We start from the raw sequence: 17,359 nt of genomic DNA on the forward strand, positions 1-17,359 counted from the left end.
ATCCGGGCTCGGGCTGTGCTCGACCGCCCTGCGCGGTCGTCCTCCGTCGGTTCATCAAGGTATGTCGCTCAACCCGCACTTCCCTCGATGAGCTCGCCATGGGAAGTGCGGGTTCGTCTGCATACCTTGATGAACCGACGCGGGGCAGAACGACGTCAGGACCGCGCCGCGCGCCACTCCTCGCGCAGCAGGGCGTACTCGTAGGAGCTGGTCCACTCACCCTTGGACCAGAAGTCGGCGACCCGGTGCACCTCGCGTCGCATGCCGAGGCGCTCGCAGAGGGCGGCGGAGCGGTCGTTGCGCACGTCGAGGTTGGCCATGACGCGCCGCAGCCCGTAGTGCTCGAAGCCGAGCCGGAGCACGGCCCGCGCCGCCTCGGTCGCGTAGCCCCGGCCGGCGTGCTCGGGCAGGATCGTCCAGCCGATCTCGCTCTCGCTGAGGCCGGTGCCCTGCAGGTGGAGCAGCGAGTCGCCGACCACCGTGCCGTCGTGGGTGGTGACCACGAGGCCGATGAACGTGCCGTCGCCCCGCTCGGTGCGCCGGCGCACCATCTCGACGACCTCGGCACGGTTCATCGGGGGGCTGAGCAGCAGGCTGGTCCACTCCTCGGAGCGCCACGCGGCGACGAAGGCGTCGGCGTCCGCGAGCTCGTACGGGCGCAGCAGCAGGCGCTCGGTGCGCAGCGGCCACACCGGCGGCGCCGGGGTCAGGAACGCCGCTCGCGGGGCGTCGACCCACCGCTCGCGGATCGTGGGCCCCCCGGCGCGAAGCCGGTCGTAGGCCGTCAGCGGCAGCAGCATCGAGTCGAGGCCAGGCACCCCGATGACGCCGTCGACGGCCTCGCCGAGCATGCCGCGCCCCATCGGGTCGTGCGGGTCGCGGCGCAGCAGGTCGAGGGCGGTCTCGGCCTCGTCGACGCGCTCGGCCACCTGCCTGATCCGCACGGGCGACACCTCCCGCAGGCCGGCGTGCCGGCCGGACAGGTAGTCCCGCCACGCGCGCTCGCCGGCCGCCTCGTCGCCCTCCCAGAACGCCACGAACCAGTCGTGCAGCCGCTCCACCCCGCCGGCCAGCTCCGCGAGCAGGCCGTGGTCGGCGGGCACCATCGCGGTGCCGTCGCCGAGGACGTACGACGGCAGCGGCAGCAGCCCGTCGAGCATGAGCCGCATCGCCTCGGCCGTCGCCTCCACGAAGTGCTCACGGACGTAGGCGTCGTCCTCGGGCGTCATCGTGTGGTCGCCGTTGACGGCGACGAACCGGTCGCGGACCTCCGAGCGGAGGCCCTCGTGGACCGGGTCGGTCAGCGTGTCATCTCCCACACCGTGAAGGCTGCCATGAGCAGGCACACCGTCGCACCCACATAGTGGAGCACCGCCAGCCGCACCCGCTGGAGCAGCAGCCGGCCCACGATGACCGCCAGTCCGGAGACCGCGAGCAGGGCGCCCCAGGCGCCGAGGAACACCGACACCGGGTCGTCGTACTTCGCGACCAGCGAGATGGTGAGCAGCTGCGACAGGTCGCCCCACTCGGCGGCGAAGAGCACCAGGAACGACGTGGCCACGACCTTGAGCCCGTGGGCGCCGGAGTCGGCCTTCGCTGCGAACTCGTCCTCCTGCGCGGGCTCGTCCTCGTCGGCGGAGCGGGCCGCGCGGAAGAGGATCACCGCCCCGATCACGAACATCAGCGCGGCGACGGTGTGGACCAGCTGCGCGGGCAGGAACGAGGCGGCCTTGCCGACGCCCACCGCGACGCCGGTCTGGACGAGGAACGCGAGCGCGACGCCGAACCAGACGAAGAGCGGGCGCATCTTCGTCGACATCACCAGGGTGGCGATGAAGGTCTTGTCGGGCAGCTCGACGACGAAGATGGACCCGAAGGCGAGCGCCACCACGAGCAGGTCGATCACCGAGGAAGTGTGTCAGTCAGCGCGCGCGGAAGGCGTCGGCGGGGTAGACGCCGACCACCTTGACCTCCGTGGTGAAGAACGCGAGCTCCTCCAGCGCGTTGCGCACGCCCGGGTCGTCGGGATGGCCGTCGACCTCGGCGAGGAACTGGGTGGCGGTGAAGTGGCCGCCGACCATGTAGCTCTCCAGCTTGGTCATGTTGACGCCGTTGGTCGCGAAGCCGCCGAGCGCCTTGTAGAGCGCGGCCGGCAGGTTGCGGACGTTGAAGATGAACGTGGTGACGACCGGGCCCTCGCCCGCGGGCGCCTGCTCGAAGTCGCGGGAGAGCACCACGAAGCGCGTGGTGTTGTGGTCCTCGTCCTCGATCTCCTCGCGCAGCACCTGCAGGCCGTAGATCTCGGCGGCCAGCGGCGGCGCGATGGCGGCCTGAGTCGGGTCGCCGGACTCGGCGACCTCGCGGGCCGCACCGGCGGTGTCGCCCGCCACCACCGGGATCAGGCCGAGCTCACGGATCACCCCACGGCACTGGCCGAGGGCGTGCACGTGGCTGTGCACGGTCCGCAGCGTGTCGATGCTCGCCTCCGGCAGCGCCATCAGGGAGAACTGGATGCGCAGGAACCGCTCGCCGACGATGTGCAGGCTCGAGGTGGGCAGGAAGTGGTGGATGTCGGCCACGCGCCCGGCGATCGAGTTGTCGATCGGGATCATCGCCAGGTCGGCCTCACCGCCCTCGACCGCGGCGAAGGCGTCCTCGAACGACGCGCAGGCCAGGGGCTCCCAGTCGGGGTAGGCCTGCTGGCACACCAGGTGGGAGTTGGCGCCGGGCTCTCCCTGGTAGGCGATCCGTCGAGCTGTCACGTGCGCGAGTGTGTCACCTCCGGCCGTGTCCGACCGGCCGTGACCAGTCGCCGAACATAGGGTCGTTGCATGCTCGCCGTGGTTGCCATCGTCCTCGCCGCCCTGGCCTGCGCGCTCGCCGCGCTGGCCCTCCGTCGTACGAGGACACGCAGCGCCGGCGAGGGCGTCGAGGCGCTGCCCGAGGACGTGCACGGCCTGCGGCAGGAGGTCGCGGCCCTCAAGGCCGAGAGCGCCGACGCGCTGCGGCACCTGTCGGTGGTGCGCTACGACGCCTTCGGCGACATGGGCGGCCACCTCAGCTGGAGCCTGGCGGTGCTCGACGACGCCGGCCACGGGGTGGTGCTCACCTCGATCCACGGGCGCAGCGAGGCCCGCACCTACGCCAAGTCCATCTCCTCCTGGTCGTGCGAGCAGCAGCTCTCGCCCGAGGAGGAGGAGGCGATCGAGCACGCCCGGCCCTGACACGCGGCGGGCGCGCTGCCGGCGCTCTTCGTCACCGAGCCCGGGATCGGCTACCGCTTCACCGCGGGCTGAGCGGCCTCAGCGTGGCACGCGCACCAGCAGCCGGCCGTGGATGCACTCCATCCGGAGCTCGCGGCCCTCGCCGATGGAGTCGCCGTCGAGCTGGCGGGGGGTGTCGGTCGACGCCGTGATCCGGACGCGCGCACCGGTGCGGCGGTCGAGCGTCTCGTCGACGATCGTGCTCTTGCGCAGCACCCGCATCGCCACCGTGATCCAGGACAGGAACTGTCGCGGGTGGATGATCACCACGTCGAGGATGCCGTCGTCGATGGTCGCGTCGGGCAGCAGCGGCATGCCGGCCTGCAGGAAGCCGACGTTGCCGACCACGACCGTGCGTGCCCGGTGGACCGTGGGCTCCTCGTCGTCGATCTGGATCTCGAACCTGACCGCCGGGAACATCAGCGAGCGCAGACCGGACACGAAGTAGGCGGCCCAGCCGATCCGCTTCTTGATGTCCTCGTTGACGCCCTCCATGAGCGCGGCGTCGAAGCCCATGCCGGCCATGACCATGAAGTGGGTGTCCTCGATGCCGTCGCCGCCGACCTCGACCAGGTCGATGGCCCGGTCCTGGCCGTTGAGCGCCACGTCGATCGCGGCGCGGATGTAGAGCGGCAGCCCGAGGTTGCGGGCCAGCAGGTTGCCCGTGCCGGCCGGGATGATGCCGACGGGGATGCCGGTGCCGGCCAGCTCGGCGCAGACCTCGCGCACGGTGCCGTCCCCGCCGCACACCAGCACCAGGTCGGCGCCCGCGACGGCCGCCTGCTCGGCCATCCCGGCCCCGGGGTCCTCGACGGTCGTGTACCGCCAGGTCGGCTCCGACCAGCCCGCCTCCTCGGCCATCGAGGCGACGAGCGAGCGGAACTGGCCGACGTCCTCGACCTTGATCGGGTTGAGGATGACGGAGAGCCGGCGCTGCGAGGCGTAGACCTCGGGGAGGGGCTCGGTCCTCGCCGCGATCGAGCGCGGCCGCGGGTCGATGAACGCCAGGGCGACCAGCGCGACCGCGACGCCGAGCAGCGCGCCGCCGATGACGTCCGTCGGGTAGTGCCGGCCCAGGAGCACCCGGTCCAGGCCGACCACCAGCCACCACGCCACCACGACGGCGATCCCGACCCGGCGCGCGCTCGTACGTCGGACGAACAGGGCCAGCAGCATGACGAGGAGCGCGGCGAAGGCGGCCGTCGACGACGCGTGGCCGGAGGGGAAGCTGAAGTTGGCGTGGGAGCCGAAGGTGTCCTGCCAGTCGGGCCGGTCGCGACCCAGCCACAGCTTGAGACCCGTGGTCGCCAGCGATGTCACCGCCATCACCACGACCACCAGCAGCGCCGCCCAGCGGTGGTGCCGCAGGAGGAGGACCAGCGCCAGCAGCGCCGTGAGGATCGTCATCCCGATCGTGCCGAACGCCACCTCCACGACCCGCAGCACGTCGACGAGCAGCGCGTGGTCGTCGGCCCAGTCCTCCGCGGACCGGCCGAGGGTGTCGAGCCCGTCGAGCGGGAGGCGGTCGCGCGTCACCGCGAACGCCAGCACGGCGAACGCCAGCGAGGCGAGCGCCGCCCAGGCGAGCAGGACGGAACGTCGGTGATCGAGCACCGGCTCAGTATGCCGAAGGCCGCCCTTGGGCATTTGCCCGATGCGCCGAGGCGGGGGTCTCGCTCCACCCGGCCGCGCCGCCGGGTGGTACATACCGCACCACCGCCGGATAGCCTTCAGGCGTGATCGATCCCCGCCTGCTCCGTGACGACCCCGACCGCGTGCGTGCCGCCCAGGCCAAGCGCGGGCTTCCGACCGACGTGGTCGACCGGGCGCTCGAGGCCGACTCCGCGCGCCGGCAGGCGATCGCGGACTTCGAGGCCCGTCGCGCCGAGCAGAAGTCGAGCGGAGCCCTCGTCGCGAAGGCCCAGGGCGAGGAGAAGCAGGCGCTGCTCGCGCAGGTCAAGCAGCTCGCGGCCGGCGTCAAGGAGGCCGAGGCGGCGCGCGCCGTCGCCGAGGCCGCCTGGGACGAGGCGATCCGCGCCATCCCCAACGTCGCCGACGACGGCGCCCCGGCCGGCGGCGAGGACGACTACACCGTCATCGAGCAGGTCGGCACGCCGCGCGAGTTCGACTTCGAGCCGCGCGACCACGTCGAGCTCGGCCAGCTGCTCGGCGCCTTCGACCTCGAGCGCGGCGCGAAGGTGAGCGGCTCGCGCTTCTACTTCCTCACCGGCATCGGCGCCCAGCTCCAGATGGCGCTGGTCGCCATGGCGATGGACCAGGCCCGCGCCGCCGGGTTCGTCCAGACCGCGGCGCCGTCGTTGGTGCGCCCCCGCGCGATGGAGGGCACCGGCTTCCTCGGCCAGGCGGCCGACGACGTCTACCGGATCGAGGGCGAGGAGCTCTACCTGGTCGGCACCTCGGAGGTGCCGATGGCGGCCTTCCACTCCGACGAGATCCTCGACGCCGCGACGCTGCCGCTGCGCTACGCCGCGTTCAGCCCGTGCTTCCGCAAGGAGGCCGGCTCGCACGGCAAGGACACCCGCGGCATCTGGCGGGTGCACTGGTTCGACAAGGTCGAGATGTTCGTCTACACCACCGTCGAGGAGTCCTACGCCGAGCACCAGCGGCTGCTGGCGTGGGAGAAGGAGTTCCTCGACAAGCTCGAGCTCTGCTACCGCGTCATCGACACCGCCGCCGGCGACCTCGGGCTCAGCGCGTCGCGCAAGTTCGACTGCGAGGCGTGGATCCCGACGCGCCAGGGCTGGGGCGAGCTGACCTCGACGTCCAACTGCACCGAGTTCCAGGCGCGCCGCCTCGACATCCGCACCCGCGTCGACGGCCACACGACGCCGGTGGCGACCCTCAACGGCACCCTCACCGCCGTCACCCGCGCCATCGTCGCGATCCTCGAGACCCACCAGAACGAGGACGGGTCGGTCACCGTGCCGCAGGCGCTGCGCCCCTACCTCGGCGGCCTGGAAGTGATGAAGCCCCTTGGCCGCTGAGACGCACGCCGGACGCACCCCCGTGCCCGGCGACACCGGTGAGGGATGGCGGCCGCGCGTGGTCGCGCTCGACATCGACGGCACCCTGCTCAAGTGGGTCGACGGGCAGGCCGAGGACTACGAGACCATCAGCGAGCCGGTCCACGACGCCGTGCACCGCACGCTCGACGCCGGCGCGCACATCGTGCTGGCCAGCGGGCGTTCACCGCACGGCATGACCAGGATCGCCGACCTGCTCCACATCCCCCGCGAGGACGCCGACCGGCTGTGGGTCGTCGCCTCCAACGGGGCCGTGGTCTTCCGCTACCCGCCGATGGAGGTCGTCCACGAGGAGACCTTCGACGCCGCGCCGGCCGTGGCCGCGGTGCTCGAGCACCACCCGCAGGCCCTGGTCGCGGTCGAGGAGCGCGAGGTCGGCGGCTACCGCGTCAACCGGGTCTTCCCCGAGGGCGAGCTGTCGGGCGAGCAGCTGATCACCCACGTCGACGACATCGTCGGCGAGCCGGTGAGCCGCGTGATCATCCGTGACCCCGAGGCCACCGCCGACGACTTCATCGAGCTCGCCGCCAGGCTCGGGCTGCAGGGCACCGACTACGTCGTGGGCTGGACCGCGTGGCTGGACCTCGCTCCCGTGGGGGTCTCCAAGGCCTCGGGCCTCGAGCACGTCTGCGAGCGGATCGGGCTGGGCGCCGCCGACGTGCTCGCCATCGGCGACGGCCGCAACGACATCGAGATGCTCCGCTGGGCCGGCCGCGGCGTCGCCATGGGCCAGGCCGTGGAGGAGGTCCGCGAGGCCGCCGACGACGTCACCGCCGCGGTGGTCGACGAGGGCGCGGCGGTCGAGATCTCGCGCTGGTTCCCGCAGGGCTCCTGACCGTGGGCGCCGGGATGGTGCTCCCCCCGCGGCTCGTCGCGACCGACCTCGACGGCACGCTGCTGCACTCCGACGGCCAGGTCTCGGCCCGGACCAGGTCGGTGCTCGACCAGCTCGACGCGGCCGGGGTGCCGGTCGTCTTCACCACCGGGCGCCCCGTGCGCTGGATGGAGGAGCTGTGGGACGAGGTGGGCGGGCACGGCCTCGCGATCTGCAGCAACGGCGGGATCGTGTACGACGTCGCCGACCGGCGGGTGCGCGACTTCAGCGCGGTGCCCCGCGCGGTCGGCATCGAGGTGGCCGAGCGGGTGCGCGAGGCCGTGCCCGGCACCACCTTCGCGGTCGAGCACACCGCGGGGTGGGCGAGCGAGGACGCCTTCCCGCGCCACCCCGACGACCGCGACTCGCACCGCGGCGCGTGGGAGTCGATCTACACCGACGACGTGGTGAAGGTGCTGGCCACGCACCGTGAGCTCGACCCGGAGGACTTCTGGCGGCGCGTCGACGACGCGGTGGGCGACCTGGTGACCACGACCTGGTCGTCGACGTTCGCGCTGGTCGAGATCAGCGCCGCAGGCGTCACCAAGGCGTCCACCCTCGCCACGATCGCCGGCGAGATGGGCCTCGCCCCCGCCGACGTCGTGGCGTTCGGCGACATGCCCAACGACCTGCCGATGCTGGAGTGGGCCGGCACCTCCTACGCGATGGCCAACGCGCACCCGACGGTCCGCGGCCTGGCCGACCACCTCGCGCCCCACCACGACGAGGACGGGGTGGCCGCGGTGCTCGCCTCCCTCTTCGGCCTGTCTCGCTAGGCTTCGCGCCATGATCCGAGCCGTCCGAGTCGTCGCCGCGCTGCTGTTCGCGTGCCTGGGCCTCGTCGTGACGGTCCAGACCCCGGCAGCCGCCGACTGCACGTGCAAGCGCGGTCAGCTCCGCCAGCAGGTCGAGCGTGCCGACGCGGTCTTCATCGGCACCGTCGACAACGTCGAGGTCGCCGGCAACGACCACACCTACGACGTCACCGCCTCGCGGGCCTACGAGGGCGCTCCCGAGCGCTCCACCCAGGTCTTCTCCGCCGGCGGCAAGGACGCGTGCGGTCTCGGCGAGCTCGCCGTCGGCTCCTCCTACCTCTTCATGGTCACCGGCACCGAGGCGCCGTTCGAGGCCGACCGCTGCGGTGGCACCACGGTGGCCAACCCGGTCAAGGTGGCGAAGGTCGAGGCGCTCCTCGGCGAGGGCACCTCGGTCGACCCGCCTCCGCCGCCGACGGCGGTGCGCACCCTGGTCGAGGACTCCCCGCCCGCCGGCTTCGCCCGAGCGGCGGCTCCCGGAGCCGCGGCCGCGATCATCGGCCTGCTCGGCCTGGTCGTCGTACGACGCCTCGCGCGCTGACGCGGCCGAAGGTCCCGCAAGCGTGGCGGGGGGGACTCAGAGGTACATGCCCCCGCGGGTGCCGGCCGCGTCGTCGGACTCGCCGGTCGGCATGGTGGGCATGCCGGTCGGCTGCTGGCGGGGACCGCCGGCCGCCGCGGCGGGCAGCGCGCGGCGCATCTGCTCGAGCTGGGCGCGCGAGGCCATCTGCTGGGCGTAGATCGCGGTCTGGATGCCGTGGAAGAGGCCCTCGAGCCAGCCCACGAGCTGGGCCTGGGCGATCCGCAGCTCGCCCTCGGACGGCGTGCCGTCCTCGGTGAAGGGGAGCGAGAGTCGCTCGAGCTCCTCGACCAGCTCGGGCGCCAGGCCGCTCTCGAGCTCCTTGATGGACGAGGCGTGGATGTCCTTGAGGCGGTTGCGGCTGGCCTCGTCGAGCGGCGCCGCCTTCACCTCGTCGAGGAGCTGGCGGATCATGCTGCCGATGCGCAGCACCTTCGCCGGCTGCTCGACCAGCTCGGTGATGTGGCGCTCGCCGTCCTCCTCGCCCTCACCGTCCGGCACCTGCGTCATCGCCGGGAGCGCGCTCGCCGGGATGGTGCCGATGGGCTGCCCGTCGGGGCCGACCACCACGACGTGCTCCTCACGGTCGCCGTTGCCGGCCGGGTGTGCGGGCTGCTGATGCTCCGTCATGACCCCCAGCCTATGCCCGGTCCGGTGGGGCGGGCCGTCCGAGCGGGCGGGAGGCCGGTGTCAGAGCGTCAGGACGATCTTGCCCGCGCGCCCGCCGTCATCCATCAGCTGGTGGGCGCGGGCGACGTCCTCGAGCGGCATCGTGGTCTCGATGATCGGGCGCACCCGGCCCGCCGCCACCAGCGGCCAGACGTCCTCCACGACCCCGCAGCAGATCTGTGCCTTCTCCGCGAGCGGCCGGGAGCGCAGCGACGTCGCCGTCACCGACGCCCGCTTGCGCAGCAGCGCGTTGATGTCGAGCTCGGCGCGGGAGCCGCCCTGCATGCCGATGATCACCAGGCGGCCACCGGTGGCGAGGGCGGAGACGTTGCGGCCGAGGTACTTCGCGCCCATGTTGTCGAGGATCACGTCGGCGCCGCCGGCCTCGGTGAGCACCTCGACGAAGTCCTCGTCGCGATAGCTGATCGCGCGTGTGGCGCCGAGCGAGCGGCACAGCTCGAGCGTCTCGGGAGAGCCGGCGGTGGTGAACACCTCGGCGCCGCGCGCGGCGGCGAGCTGGATGGCCATCGTGCCGATGCCGCCGCCTCCGCCGTGGACCAGGAGGCGCTCGCCCTTGTCGAGGTGGGCGGTCATGAAGACGTTGGACCACACCGTCGCCGCGACCTCGGGCAGCGAGGCCGCCTCGACGAGGGAGACGCCGGACGGGACCGGCATGACCTGACCGACCGGCACGGCGACGCGCTCGGCGTACCCACCGCCGGCGAGCAGCGCGCACACCTCGTCGCCGACCTGCCAGCCCTCCACGCCCGCGCCGAGCTCGGCGATCCGGCCGCTGCACTCGAGGCCGATCACCTCCGAGGCGCCGGGGGGCGGCGGGTAGTGGCCCTGGCGCTGCAGGGTGTCGGCGCGGTTGACGGCGGTGGCGACCACGTCGACCAGCACCTCGCCGGGCCCCGGGCGCGGCTCCTCGACCTCGCCGACGGACAGGACGTCGGGGCCACCGGCCCCGGTGGCGATGACAGCACGCACGTGATCAGTCCTCGTAGAGGTCGGTGGAGTGGTCGACGGTCGAGTCGTCGGGGACGTCGTCGTCGATGTCGTCGGGGTCGGGCGTGTCGGCCGGCCGGTCCCAGCTCTCGGCGAGCTGCTGGGCGCGGGCGGCGAGCCGCTCGATCTCCTCCGGGTCGGCGTCCCTGGCCCCGACCGCGATCCCCAGGAGGTAGGCGGTGATGGGTGCGGCCGTGCGCTGCACGTTCTGCGAGGCGGTGCGGGCGAGGTCGAGGACCAGCCCCTCGTCGACCTCGGTCTCGACGTCGAGCACGTCGCTCAGCTCATCGATCCAGTCGTGGAGGTTCACGAGGCCAATCTCTCGCACCCCACGGCGGTGCGGCAAGGGAGCCCGGCGCTCAGCGACCCAGGTCGCGCAGGTCGGCCCAGGAGTCCACGTCGGCGGCCTCGTCGCCGCTCGCGGCCACCTCGGCGAGGTCGAGGAGGGCGAGCAGGCGGTGCAGCGCCATCCCGTGCTGGCCACCCGGCGCCGGGCGTACGGCGCGCAGCCGGGCGGCGTCGAGCACCCCCGCCAGCTGCCGTCGTCCGTCGCCGCCGACCAGGAACGCGCCGTCGTGCCCGGCCGCCGCGTCGCGCAGGCGCCGCATCGTGGCCGCGGTCACGCGCGGCATGTCCACCGCCAGCACGCCCACCAGGCTCGGCGCGGACGCGGAGCCCGCCAGCGCGTCGATGCCCGCCAGCAGCCCGGCGACCGGTCCGCCGCCCGGCGGGTGCTCGACCACGAACGTCACCGGACGCGACGTGGGCACGCCCACCGGAGCCACGACGACCACCCGGTCGGCGTCCCCGAACGCGCCCAGCGCGTGGTCCAGCAGCGTCCGGCCGGCCAGCTCGACGGCGGCCTTGTCGATCCCGCCCATCCTCGCGCCCGTGCCGCCGGCGAGGATCACCCCGTCGAACCCGACGGCGGCGCTGTCCGGATCCATGGCGCCATCCTCCCAGCCGCAGCGAGCGCTCGGCCTACCCTTGGGGACATGGACTCCACCCCACGGCGTTCTCCTGCTGCCTCGCTGCGACCGACCGCCCGCCGGCCCGGGCACACCGGATGAGCGACCGGCTGCGGGTGCGCGTCCACCAGTGGGCGAGCGGGCTCGACCCCGACGACAACCGCGCGCGCCTCGCCGAGGTGGCGCCGGGCGCCGACCTCGTGGTGCTCCCGGAGGCGTTCGCGCGCGACTTCGGCCCGGCCGGCTCCGACGTGAGCCCCTTCGCCGAGCCGCTCGACGGCCCGTTCGCCCGCGAGGTGGCCCGCGTCGCCGACGCCTGCTCGTGCACCGTCGTGGCCGGGATGTTCGAGACCGCCGACGACCCCGACCGGCCCTTCAACACTCTCCTCCTGCGCGGCGCCAGCCCCGCGACCTACCGCAAGATCCACCTCTACGACTCCTTCGGCTACCGCGAGTCCGACCGGCTGACCGGTGGCGCGCTCGAGCCCGTCGTCGTGGACGTGGCCGGCTGGCAGGTGGGCCTGATGACCTGCTACGACCTGCGGTTCCCCGAGCTCGCGCGCCGGCTCGTCGACGCCGGCGCCGAGGTGCTCGTGGTGCCGGCTGCCTGGCTGCCCGGCGACCGCAAGGTCGCCCACTGGCGCACGCTGCTGGCCGCGCGGGCCATCGAGAACACCTGCTTCGTGGTCGGCGCCGGGCAGCCGGAGCCGCGCTACGTCGGGCACTCCGCGGTGTTCGGCCCACTCGGCGACACCCTCGCCGAGGCCGACGGGACGGAGCAGGTCATCGAGGCGGTCCTCGACCGTGCCGACCTCGACGAGGCCCGTCGCACCAATCCCTCCCTCGCCAACCGCCGGCTGTAACCTCCTCCGTCGTGCCTTCCCCCACCTCCGACAGCCCCCGCGGGTCCTCCCGCGGCAAGCGGGCTGCCGAGCGCCCGCCCTCGCGGCTGCGGCGCAGGCGGGGCACACCGCGGCCCGAGGCCCCGGCGACGACCTCCCGCCCGGAGCCCGCGCCGGCCCCGGAGCCGACGCCCGGCCCGACGCGTACGCCGACTCCCGCGGAAGCTCCTTCCCCTGCTCCCGCGCCGGCCGCTCCACAGACCCGGGTCGCCACCCGCTCCGCTGCGCCCACCGCTGGCGGGGACGCCACCACGTCCTTCCCCGACGGCCCGCGGCGCTCGCTCCTCGTCTCCTGGCTCGGGGTGCTGGCCCTCGGGGCGGCCGCGCTGGGGTGGTCGGCCCTCGGCGGTGCCCAGGGCGTCGACCGGCTCCCGGCTCCGCCCGGGTGGCTCGACGGCGCCGGTGCGGTCGCCGTCGTCACGGCCCTGTCGTGGCTGCTGGCCACCCGGACCGCCGGCCGGGCGCTGGTGTCGGCGGGCCTGGCGCTCGTTCTCGGGGTGACCAGCCTCCTCGTGGGCGGCCGGGTGCTGCCGACCGGCGCCGCGGTGATGACGTGCGTGGTGGGCAGCGTCTACGCCGTGATGGTGACGGTCCCCGCCGTCACCGGCCTCAAGGCGGTGCGCGAGGCGCTGATCGCCACCGCGGTCGCCGCCGTGACCGCCTTCGCCGCCGTCGGCTTCGAGCCGACCGTGGCGACCGAGCGCTTCGAGATCATCTCGCTGCTCCTCGCCCTCGGCCTCGTGCTCGGGATCGTCCACCGCCTCGGCGCCGGCCTCCACGGCCTCGGCCGCCGCGGCGCGATCGTCGTCGCGATCGGCCTCGGCGTCCTCATCGCGACCCTGGCCTACGCCGAGCTGCTGCGGCGCTACGGTGCCCAGACCTTCGTGTCGTCGGTCCTCGACTTCGCCGACTGGACCGCGGACCGCATCGGCGCCTTCCCGCGCCCGCTCGTCGTCCTGCTCGGCATCCCGGCGCTGGTGTGGGGCACCCACGTCCGCGCCCGCCGTCGACAGGGCTGGTGGGTCTGCGCCTTCGGCGTCGCCGCCACCGTGCCGCTGGCGACGGGCCTGATCTCCCCGGACACCTCCTACCTCGAGGCCGGGCTGCGCGCCGCGTACTCCCTCGTCCTCGGCCTCGCCCTCGGCTGGCTGGTGATCCGCGCCGACGTCGCGCTCACCGGGCCGAAGGGCCGCCGTGGCCGGCGCGCCGAGGAGGCCGGGCCGCACCGGCCCGAGCCGAGCCGCTTCGCCGAGCTCTGAGCGCGCCTCGCGATCAGCGGCTACGGCCCGGTAACCACTAGCGTCGAGCCCATGGCCCGCCCCACCTCCCTCGAGATCGTCTCCGAGCTGGTCGCCAACGTCCTCACCATCGAGGTCGCCGAGGGCGACCGCGTCGAGGCCGGCGACACCGTCGTGCTGCTGGAGTCGATGAAGATGGAGATCCCGATGCTCGCCGAGCGAGGCGGCACGGTGAGCGCGATCAAGGTGACCGAGGGCGACGTGGTGCAGGACGGCGACGTGCTCGTCGTCCTCGACTGAACCCTCCTCGTCGCGGTCCGCTGGCGCACCATGCAGGCAGTTGGGCGCCACGCGCTCGTGGCGTGAGCGTGGTGGGCGCCGACCGGCTCCCCAACTGCCTTCATGGTGGCGGTCCGCGGACCTCGAGTCGGCCTCGGCTCCCACCAGCCCGTCGCTAGGTTGGGGCAATGGAGTTTCGATACCTCGGCAACAGCGGCCTCAAGATCTCTGAGATCACCTACGGCAACTGGCTCACCCACGGCTCCCAGGTCGAGAACGACGTCGCCACGCAGTGCGTGCGCGCCGCGCTCGACGAGGGCATCTCCACCTTCGACACCGCCGACGTCTACGCCAACACCGCGGCGGAGACGGTGCTCGGCGAAGCGCTGAAGGGCGAGCGCCGCGAGTCGCTCGAGATCTTCACCAAGGTCTACTGGCCCACCGGCCCCAAGGGCAAGAACGACACCGGGCTCTCGCGCAAGCACATCATGGAGTCGATCAACGGCTCGCTGCAGCGGCTGCAGACCGACTACGTCGACCTCTACCAGGCCCACCGCTACGACGTGGAGACGCCGCTCGAGGAGACGATGCAGGCCTTCGCCGACATCGTGCGCCAGGGCAAGGCCCTCTACATCGGCGTCAGCGAGTGGACCGCCGACCAGATCCGCGCCGGCGTCGAGCTGTCGAAGGAGCTGGGCTTCCAGCTGATCTCCAGCCAGCCGCAGTACTCCATGCTCTGGCGGGTCATCGAGGACGAGGTCGTGCCGACGTCGAGGGAGCTCGGCGTCTCGCAGATCGTGTGGAGCCCGATCGCACAGGGCGTGCTGACCGGCAAGTACAAGCCCGGCCAGGCCCCGCCGGAGGGCTCGCGCGCCACCGACACCAAGGGCGGCGCCGACATGATCTCGCGCTTCATGCGCGACGAGGTGCTCACCGCGGTGCAGGACCTCGAGCCGATCGCGAAGGACTGCGGCCTCACGATGGCCCAGCTCGCCATCGCCTGGGTGCTCCAGAACGACAACGTCGCCGCCGCCCTCGTCGGTGCCTCCCGGCCCGAGCAGGTGGCCGACAACGTCAAGGCCGCCGGCGTGAAGCTCGACGCGGACGTGATGTCGCGCATCGACGCCGCCCTCGGCTCGGTCGTCGTACGCGACCCGGGCAAGACGGCCGAGGGGACCCCGAAGGCCCGCGTCGTCTGACGCTCCACTCACCCTCCGCGGCCGCGCGGTCGACGCGCGGCCGCGCCGCCACCTGCCGCCGCGCGGTCGGTTCATCAAGGTATGTCGGTCAACCCGCACTTCCCGGCGTGAGCTGACCCTGGGAAGTGCTGGTTCGCCGACATACCTTGATGAACCAGCGGAGGGGGAGGGCCAGCGGGGGATCAGGCCACCCGCGTGACCCGGTAGCGGACGAACGCCGGGACGGCGAGGGCCGCGAGCACGGTGCCGACGACGACCAGCACGCCGCCGCCGGCCGCGGCGACCGCGGCCCCGGTGACCGCCGCGGTGGCGCCGTGGGCGACGTCGGCGATCCGGGGGCCGCCGGCGACGACGACGATGAAGATGCCCTGGAGCCGACCGCGGACCGAGTCGTCGGCCGCGGCCTGCAGCATCGACGTACGGAAGGCCGCCGAGGCCATGTCGGCGGCGCCACCCACCGCGAGCATCAGCACGGCGACGCCGAGGAAGAGCGCCGGCGCGGCGGGCGCGAGCAGGGCGGCGACGCCGAAGCCGACCATCGCCAGGCCCCACACGACGATGCACACGATCACCGCGTAGCCCTGCCGCTCGACGCGCGAGACCCAGCCGGACAGGACGCCGCCGACCACGGCGCCGGCCGGGATCGCCGCGAAGAGCAGCGCGAACGGCAGCCCGCCCTCGCTCGGTCCGCCGAAGTCGACGTCGGCCATCTCCGGGAACAGCGCGCGTGGCATGCCGAAGACCATCGCGATGATGTCGACGACGAACGACATCATCAGCACCGGCTGGGTGCGCAGGTAGCGGAAGCCGTCGACGACCGCGCGGATGCCCGGCGTGACGGTGGCGCCGATGACGGGCAGCGGCGGCAGGCGGACGACGGCACCGAGGGTCGCGAAGAGCGTGATCGTGTCGAGCAGGTAGAGCCACGAGAAGCCGATCAGCGGGATCAGCGCGCCGCCGACGAGCGGCCCGGCGATGCCGCCGGCCTGCATGACGGTCATGTTGAGCGAGTTGGCCGCGGGGAGCAGCTCCGGCTCGATGATGCGCGGCAGCAGCGCCGAGCGAGTGGGCTGGTTGACGGCGAAGAACGCCTGCTGCACGGCGAACAGTGTCAGCAGCAGCCACACGTCCTCGGCGCCGAGCGCCGCCTGCAGCCAGAAGCAGGCACTGGTCGCGATGAGCCCGGTGGTGGTGATCAGCAGCAGGGTGCGTCGGTCGAAGACGTCGGCGAGCGCGCCGCCCCACAGGCCGAAGACCACCAGCGGCACCAGGCCGAAGACGCCCGTCAGCCCGACGTAGGCCGACGAGCCGGTCATCGCGTAGATCTGCGCGGGGACCGCCACGACGGTCAGCTGGGCCCCGATGACCGTGATGATGTTGGCGCGCCACAGCCGCTTGAAGTGGGGGTTGGCGAGGGGGCGCGTGTCCGCCAGCAGTCGCCTCTCCACCCGGGAAGGTTAGGCGAGCGGCTGCGGCTGCTCGACCTCCGGATGGCCTAGCATCGTCGGGTGGCGATGAGAGCGGAGGCGTCCGGGCTGACGGCGGAGGCGGCGCTCTTCCACGCCCTGTCCGACCCGTCGCGGCTGCTGATCGTGCGGCACCTCGCGCTCGGCGAGCACCGGGTCGTCGACCTGACGGCCCACCTGGGCCTGGCGCAGAGCACCGTGTCCCAGCACCTGGCCTGTCTGCGCGACTGCGGCCTGGTCGCCTCGCGCCCGGAGGGGCGCGCCTCGCTGTGGTCGCTCACCCACCAGGCGCAGCTGGGCGGCGTCCTCGAGAGCGCGGAGCGCCTGCTCGCCCTCACCGCGGTCAGCTCCGGGCACCACTACGAGGAGCGGCACCCCTGAGCCGTCGGCCTCAGAGCAGCGAGGACCAGTAGGACCAGAAGCGCTCGAGGACGAGCAGCACGACGAGCAGGAACGTGCCGAAGACCAGCGGTCCACGCCAGTCGCGCAGCACGCTCGCGAGGCGCCCGTCGGGTGGCCCGAGCACGCCCGCGGTGGCGTTGCGCGCGGTGACGTACCAGAACAGCGGGATCACCACCGCCCACACGACCATGCAGTAGGGGCACAGCGCGCCGATCCGGTAGAGGCTCTGGAAGACCAGCCAGGCCACGAACGCCATCGCCGCGGTGACCCCGGCCTGCAGGCCGAGCCAGTACCACCGGGCCAGCCGGGCACCGGCGAGCATCGCGGCGCCGGTGGCGAGCACCACCGGGAACGCCGCCACGCCGATCACCGGGTTCGGGAAGCCCAGCAGCGCCGCCTGCGCCGACTCCATGACGTTGCCGCAGCTCAGGACCGGGTTGATGCTGCACGTCGGGACGTAGTCGCTGTCCTCGGCGAGCTTGATCCGCTCGATGAGCAGCACCGTCGCGGCCAGCAGGCCGACGAGGCCTCCGACGAGCAGGCCGATCGCGAGGGGGCGCTCCTGCGGCTCGTCGGGAGGGGCGTACGTGCTCATGGTGGACCGGACTCCTCGGTGCGGACGTGGGCGGGAGGCCCCATCCTCCGGCACGCG

20 protein-coding genes are annotated in these 17,359 nt (G+C 73.2%); 10 read left to right on the forward strand and 10 right to left on the reverse strand.

Annotated features, from left to right (window positions below):
- Positions 1–155 precede the first annotated feature (155 nt).
- Genes AC4H2S_RS04030 through AC4H2S_RS04040 form a run of 3 tightly spaced genes read right to left on the reverse strand, consistent with a single transcriptional unit; the run spans position 156 to position 2,762 of the window.
- Positions 156–1,319, reverse strand: a complete 1,164-nt coding sequence (locus AC4H2S_RS04030) for a GNAT family N-acetyltransferase (protein WP_491495666.1) — start codon at positions 1,317–1,319, stop codon at positions 156–158.
- Complete coding sequence (locus tag AC4H2S_RS04035; protein ID WP_491495667.1) at positions 1,301–1,906, reverse strand: TMEM165/GDT1 family protein; 606 nt, start codon at positions 1,904–1,906, stop codon at positions 1,301–1,303. Before AC4H2S_RS04035 ends, AC4H2S_RS04030 begins: the two co-directional genes overlap by 19 nt.
- A 16-nt stretch (positions 1,907–1,922) precedes the next feature.
- On the reverse strand, positions 1,923–2,762 hold the full coding sequence (locus AC4H2S_RS04040) for a prephenate dehydratase (RefSeq protein ID WP_491495668.1): 840 nt from the start codon (positions 2,760–2,762) through the stop codon (positions 1,923–1,925).
- A gap of 69 nt (positions 2,763–2,831) precedes the next feature.
- Here AC4H2S_RS04040 and AC4H2S_RS04045 point away from each other — a divergent pair, with 69 nt between their 5' ends.
- Positions 2,832–3,224: a DUF4446 family protein gene (locus AC4H2S_RS04045; RefSeq protein WP_491495669.1), complete on the forward strand. Its 393-nt coding sequence runs from the start codon at positions 2,832–2,834 to the stop codon at positions 3,222–3,224.
- A 78-nt stretch (positions 3,225–3,302) separates the two neighbouring features.
- On the opposite strand, the gene AC4H2S_RS04050 is transcribed toward AC4H2S_RS04045, so the two are convergent.
- On the reverse strand, positions 3,303–4,877 hold the full coding sequence (locus AC4H2S_RS04050) for a bifunctional phosphatase PAP2/diacylglycerol kinase family protein (RefSeq protein WP_491495670.1): 1,575 nt from the start codon (positions 4,875–4,877) through the stop codon (positions 3,303–3,305).
- 122 nt (positions 4,878–4,999) lie between these two features.
- Between AC4H2S_RS04050 and serS the strand changes: the two genes are divergently transcribed.
- From serS to AC4H2S_RS04070, 4 genes are read left to right on the forward strand one after another with little or no spacing between them, the layout of a single operon-like run.
- A complete protein-coding gene (serS, locus tag AC4H2S_RS04055; protein WP_491495671.1) occupies positions 5,000–6,268 on the forward strand; it encodes a serine--tRNA ligase in 1,269 nt (422 codons plus the stop codon).
- Entirely contained in the window at positions 6,258–7,142 is an 885-nt protein-coding gene (locus tag AC4H2S_RS04060; RefSeq protein WP_491495672.1) for an HAD family hydrolase, read from the forward strand. The genes serS and AC4H2S_RS04060 overlap by 11 nt, the downstream gene beginning before the upstream one ends.
- Positions 7,143–7,156: 14 nt before the next feature.
- Positions 7,157–7,957, forward strand: a complete 801-nt coding sequence (locus tag AC4H2S_RS04065; protein ID WP_491495673.1) for a Cof-type HAD-IIB family hydrolase — start codon at positions 7,157–7,159, stop codon at positions 7,955–7,957.
- 10 nt (positions 7,958–7,967) lie between these two features.
- The gene (locus AC4H2S_RS04070) at positions 7,968–8,537 is read left to right on the forward strand and encodes a hypothetical protein (RefSeq protein WP_491495674.1); all 570 of its coding nucleotides are present in this window, start codon (positions 7,968–7,970) and stop codon (positions 8,535–8,537) included.
- A gap of 36 nt (positions 8,538–8,573) precedes the next feature.
- On the opposite strand, the gene AC4H2S_RS04075 is transcribed toward AC4H2S_RS04070, so the two are convergent.
- Genes AC4H2S_RS04075 through AC4H2S_RS04090 form a run of 4 tightly spaced genes read right to left on the reverse strand, consistent with a single transcriptional unit; the run spans position 8,574 to position 11,200 of the window.
- Positions 8,574–9,206 carry a bacterial proteasome activator family protein gene (locus AC4H2S_RS04075; RefSeq protein WP_491495675.1) on the reverse strand — a complete coding sequence of 211 codons (633 nt, stop codon included), beginning with the start codon at positions 9,204–9,206 and terminating at the stop codon, positions 8,574–8,576.
- Between the two features lie 60 nt (positions 9,207–9,266).
- Entirely contained in the window at positions 9,267–10,235 is a 969-nt protein-coding gene (locus AC4H2S_RS04080; RefSeq protein WP_491495676.1) for an NAD(P)H-quinone oxidoreductase, read from the reverse strand.
- A 4-nt stretch (positions 10,236–10,239) separates the two neighbouring features.
- Positions 10,240–10,563, reverse strand: a complete 324-nt coding sequence (locus AC4H2S_RS04085; protein WP_491495677.1) for a DUF6457 domain-containing protein — start codon at positions 10,561–10,563, stop codon at positions 10,240–10,242.
- Positions 10,564–10,612: 49 nt separating this feature from the next.
- Positions 10,613–11,200, reverse strand: a complete 588-nt coding sequence (locus tag AC4H2S_RS04090; RefSeq protein ID WP_491495678.1) for an NTP transferase domain-containing protein — start codon at positions 11,198–11,200, stop codon at positions 10,613–10,615.
- A gap of 119 nt (positions 11,201–11,319) precedes the next feature.
- On the opposite strand from AC4H2S_RS04090, the gene AC4H2S_RS04095 reads away from it, so the two are divergent.
- The 4 genes from AC4H2S_RS04095 to AC4H2S_RS04110 all read left to right on the forward strand — a co-directional run bounded on the left by AC4H2S_RS04095 (position 11,320) and on the right by AC4H2S_RS04110 (position 14,839).
- The gene (locus tag AC4H2S_RS04095) at positions 11,320–12,084 is read left to right on the forward strand and encodes a carbon-nitrogen hydrolase family protein (RefSeq protein ID WP_491495679.1); all 765 of its coding nucleotides are present in this window, start codon (positions 11,320–11,322) and stop codon (positions 12,082–12,084) included.
- An 11-nt stretch (positions 12,085–12,095) separates the two neighbouring features.
- Complete coding sequence (locus AC4H2S_RS04100; RefSeq protein ID WP_491495680.1) at positions 12,096–13,382, forward strand: hypothetical protein; 1,287 nt, start codon at positions 12,096–12,098, stop codon at positions 13,380–13,382.
- A 51-nt stretch (positions 13,383–13,433) separates the two neighbouring features.
- Entirely contained in the window at positions 13,434–13,661 is a 228-nt protein-coding gene (locus AC4H2S_RS04105; protein ID WP_491495681.1) for a biotin/lipoyl-binding carrier protein, read from the forward strand.
- 167 nt (positions 13,662–13,828) lie between these two features.
- Complete coding sequence (locus AC4H2S_RS04110; protein WP_491495682.1) at positions 13,829–14,839, forward strand: aldo/keto reductase family protein; 1,011 nt, start codon at positions 13,829–13,831, stop codon at positions 14,837–14,839.
- A gap of 182 nt (positions 14,840–15,021) precedes the next feature.
- On the opposite strand, the gene AC4H2S_RS04115 is transcribed toward AC4H2S_RS04110, so the two are convergent.
- Positions 15,022–16,287 carry an MFS transporter gene (locus AC4H2S_RS04115; protein WP_491495683.1) on the reverse strand — a complete coding sequence of 422 codons (1,266 nt, stop codon included), beginning with the start codon at positions 16,285–16,287 and terminating at the stop codon, positions 15,022–15,024.
- 66 nt (positions 16,288–16,353) lie between these two features.
- Here AC4H2S_RS04115 and AC4H2S_RS04120 point away from each other — a divergent pair, with 66 nt between their 5' ends.
- Complete coding sequence (locus AC4H2S_RS04120) at positions 16,354–16,686, forward strand: ArsR/SmtB family transcription factor (protein ID WP_491495847.1); 333 nt, start codon at positions 16,354–16,356, stop codon at positions 16,684–16,686.
- A 10-nt stretch (positions 16,687–16,696) separates the two neighbouring features.
- Here AC4H2S_RS04120 and AC4H2S_RS04125 read toward each other — a convergent pair whose 3' ends face one another.
- Positions 16,697–17,302 carry a vitamin K epoxide reductase family protein gene (locus AC4H2S_RS04125; RefSeq protein ID WP_491495684.1) on the reverse strand — a complete coding sequence of 202 codons (606 nt, stop codon included), beginning with the start codon at positions 17,300–17,302 and terminating at the stop codon, positions 16,697–16,699.
- Positions 17,303–17,359: the final 57 nt, after the last annotated feature.

This window comes from Nocardioides sp. Z13_37, assembly GCF_058355585.1.

Coding starts and splice junctions, on each gene's coding strand:
- AC4H2S_RS04120 (WP_491495847.1), top strand. CDS start 16,354: ATGAGAGCGGAGGCGTCCGGGCTGACGGCGGAGGCGGCGCTCTTCCAC.
- AC4H2S_RS04105 (WP_491495681.1), top strand. CDS start 13,434: ATGGCCCGCCCCACCTCCCTCGAGATCGTCTCCGAGCTGGTCGCCAAC.
- AC4H2S_RS04075 (WP_491495675.1), bottom strand. CDS start 9,206: ATGACGGAGCATCAGCAGCCCGCACACCCGGCCGGCAACGGCGACCGT.
- AC4H2S_RS04095 (WP_491495679.1), top strand. CDS start 11,320: ATGAGCGACCGGCTGCGGGTGCGCGTCCACCAGTGGGCGAGCGGGCTC.
- AC4H2S_RS04070 (WP_491495674.1), top strand. CDS start 7,968: ATGATCCGAGCCGTCCGAGTCGTCGCCGCGCTGCTGTTCGCGTGCCTG.
- AC4H2S_RS04110 (WP_491495682.1), top strand. CDS start 13,829: ATGGAGTTTCGATACCTCGGCAACAGCGGCCTCAAGATCTCTGAGATC.
- AC4H2S_RS04065 (WP_491495673.1), top strand. CDS start 7,157: ATGGTGCTCCCCCCGCGGCTCGTCGCGACCGACCTCGACGGCACGCTG.
- AC4H2S_RS04090 (WP_491495678.1), bottom strand. CDS start 11,200: ATGGATCCGGACAGCGCCGCCGTCGGGTTCGACGGGGTGATCCTCGCC.
- AC4H2S_RS04125 (WP_491495684.1), bottom strand. CDS start 17,302: ATGAGCACGTACGCCCCTCCCGACGAGCCGCAGGAGCGCCCCCTCGCG.
- AC4H2S_RS04045 (WP_491495669.1), top strand. CDS start 2,832: ATGCTCGCCGTGGTTGCCATCGTCCTCGCCGCCCTGGCCTGCGCGCTC.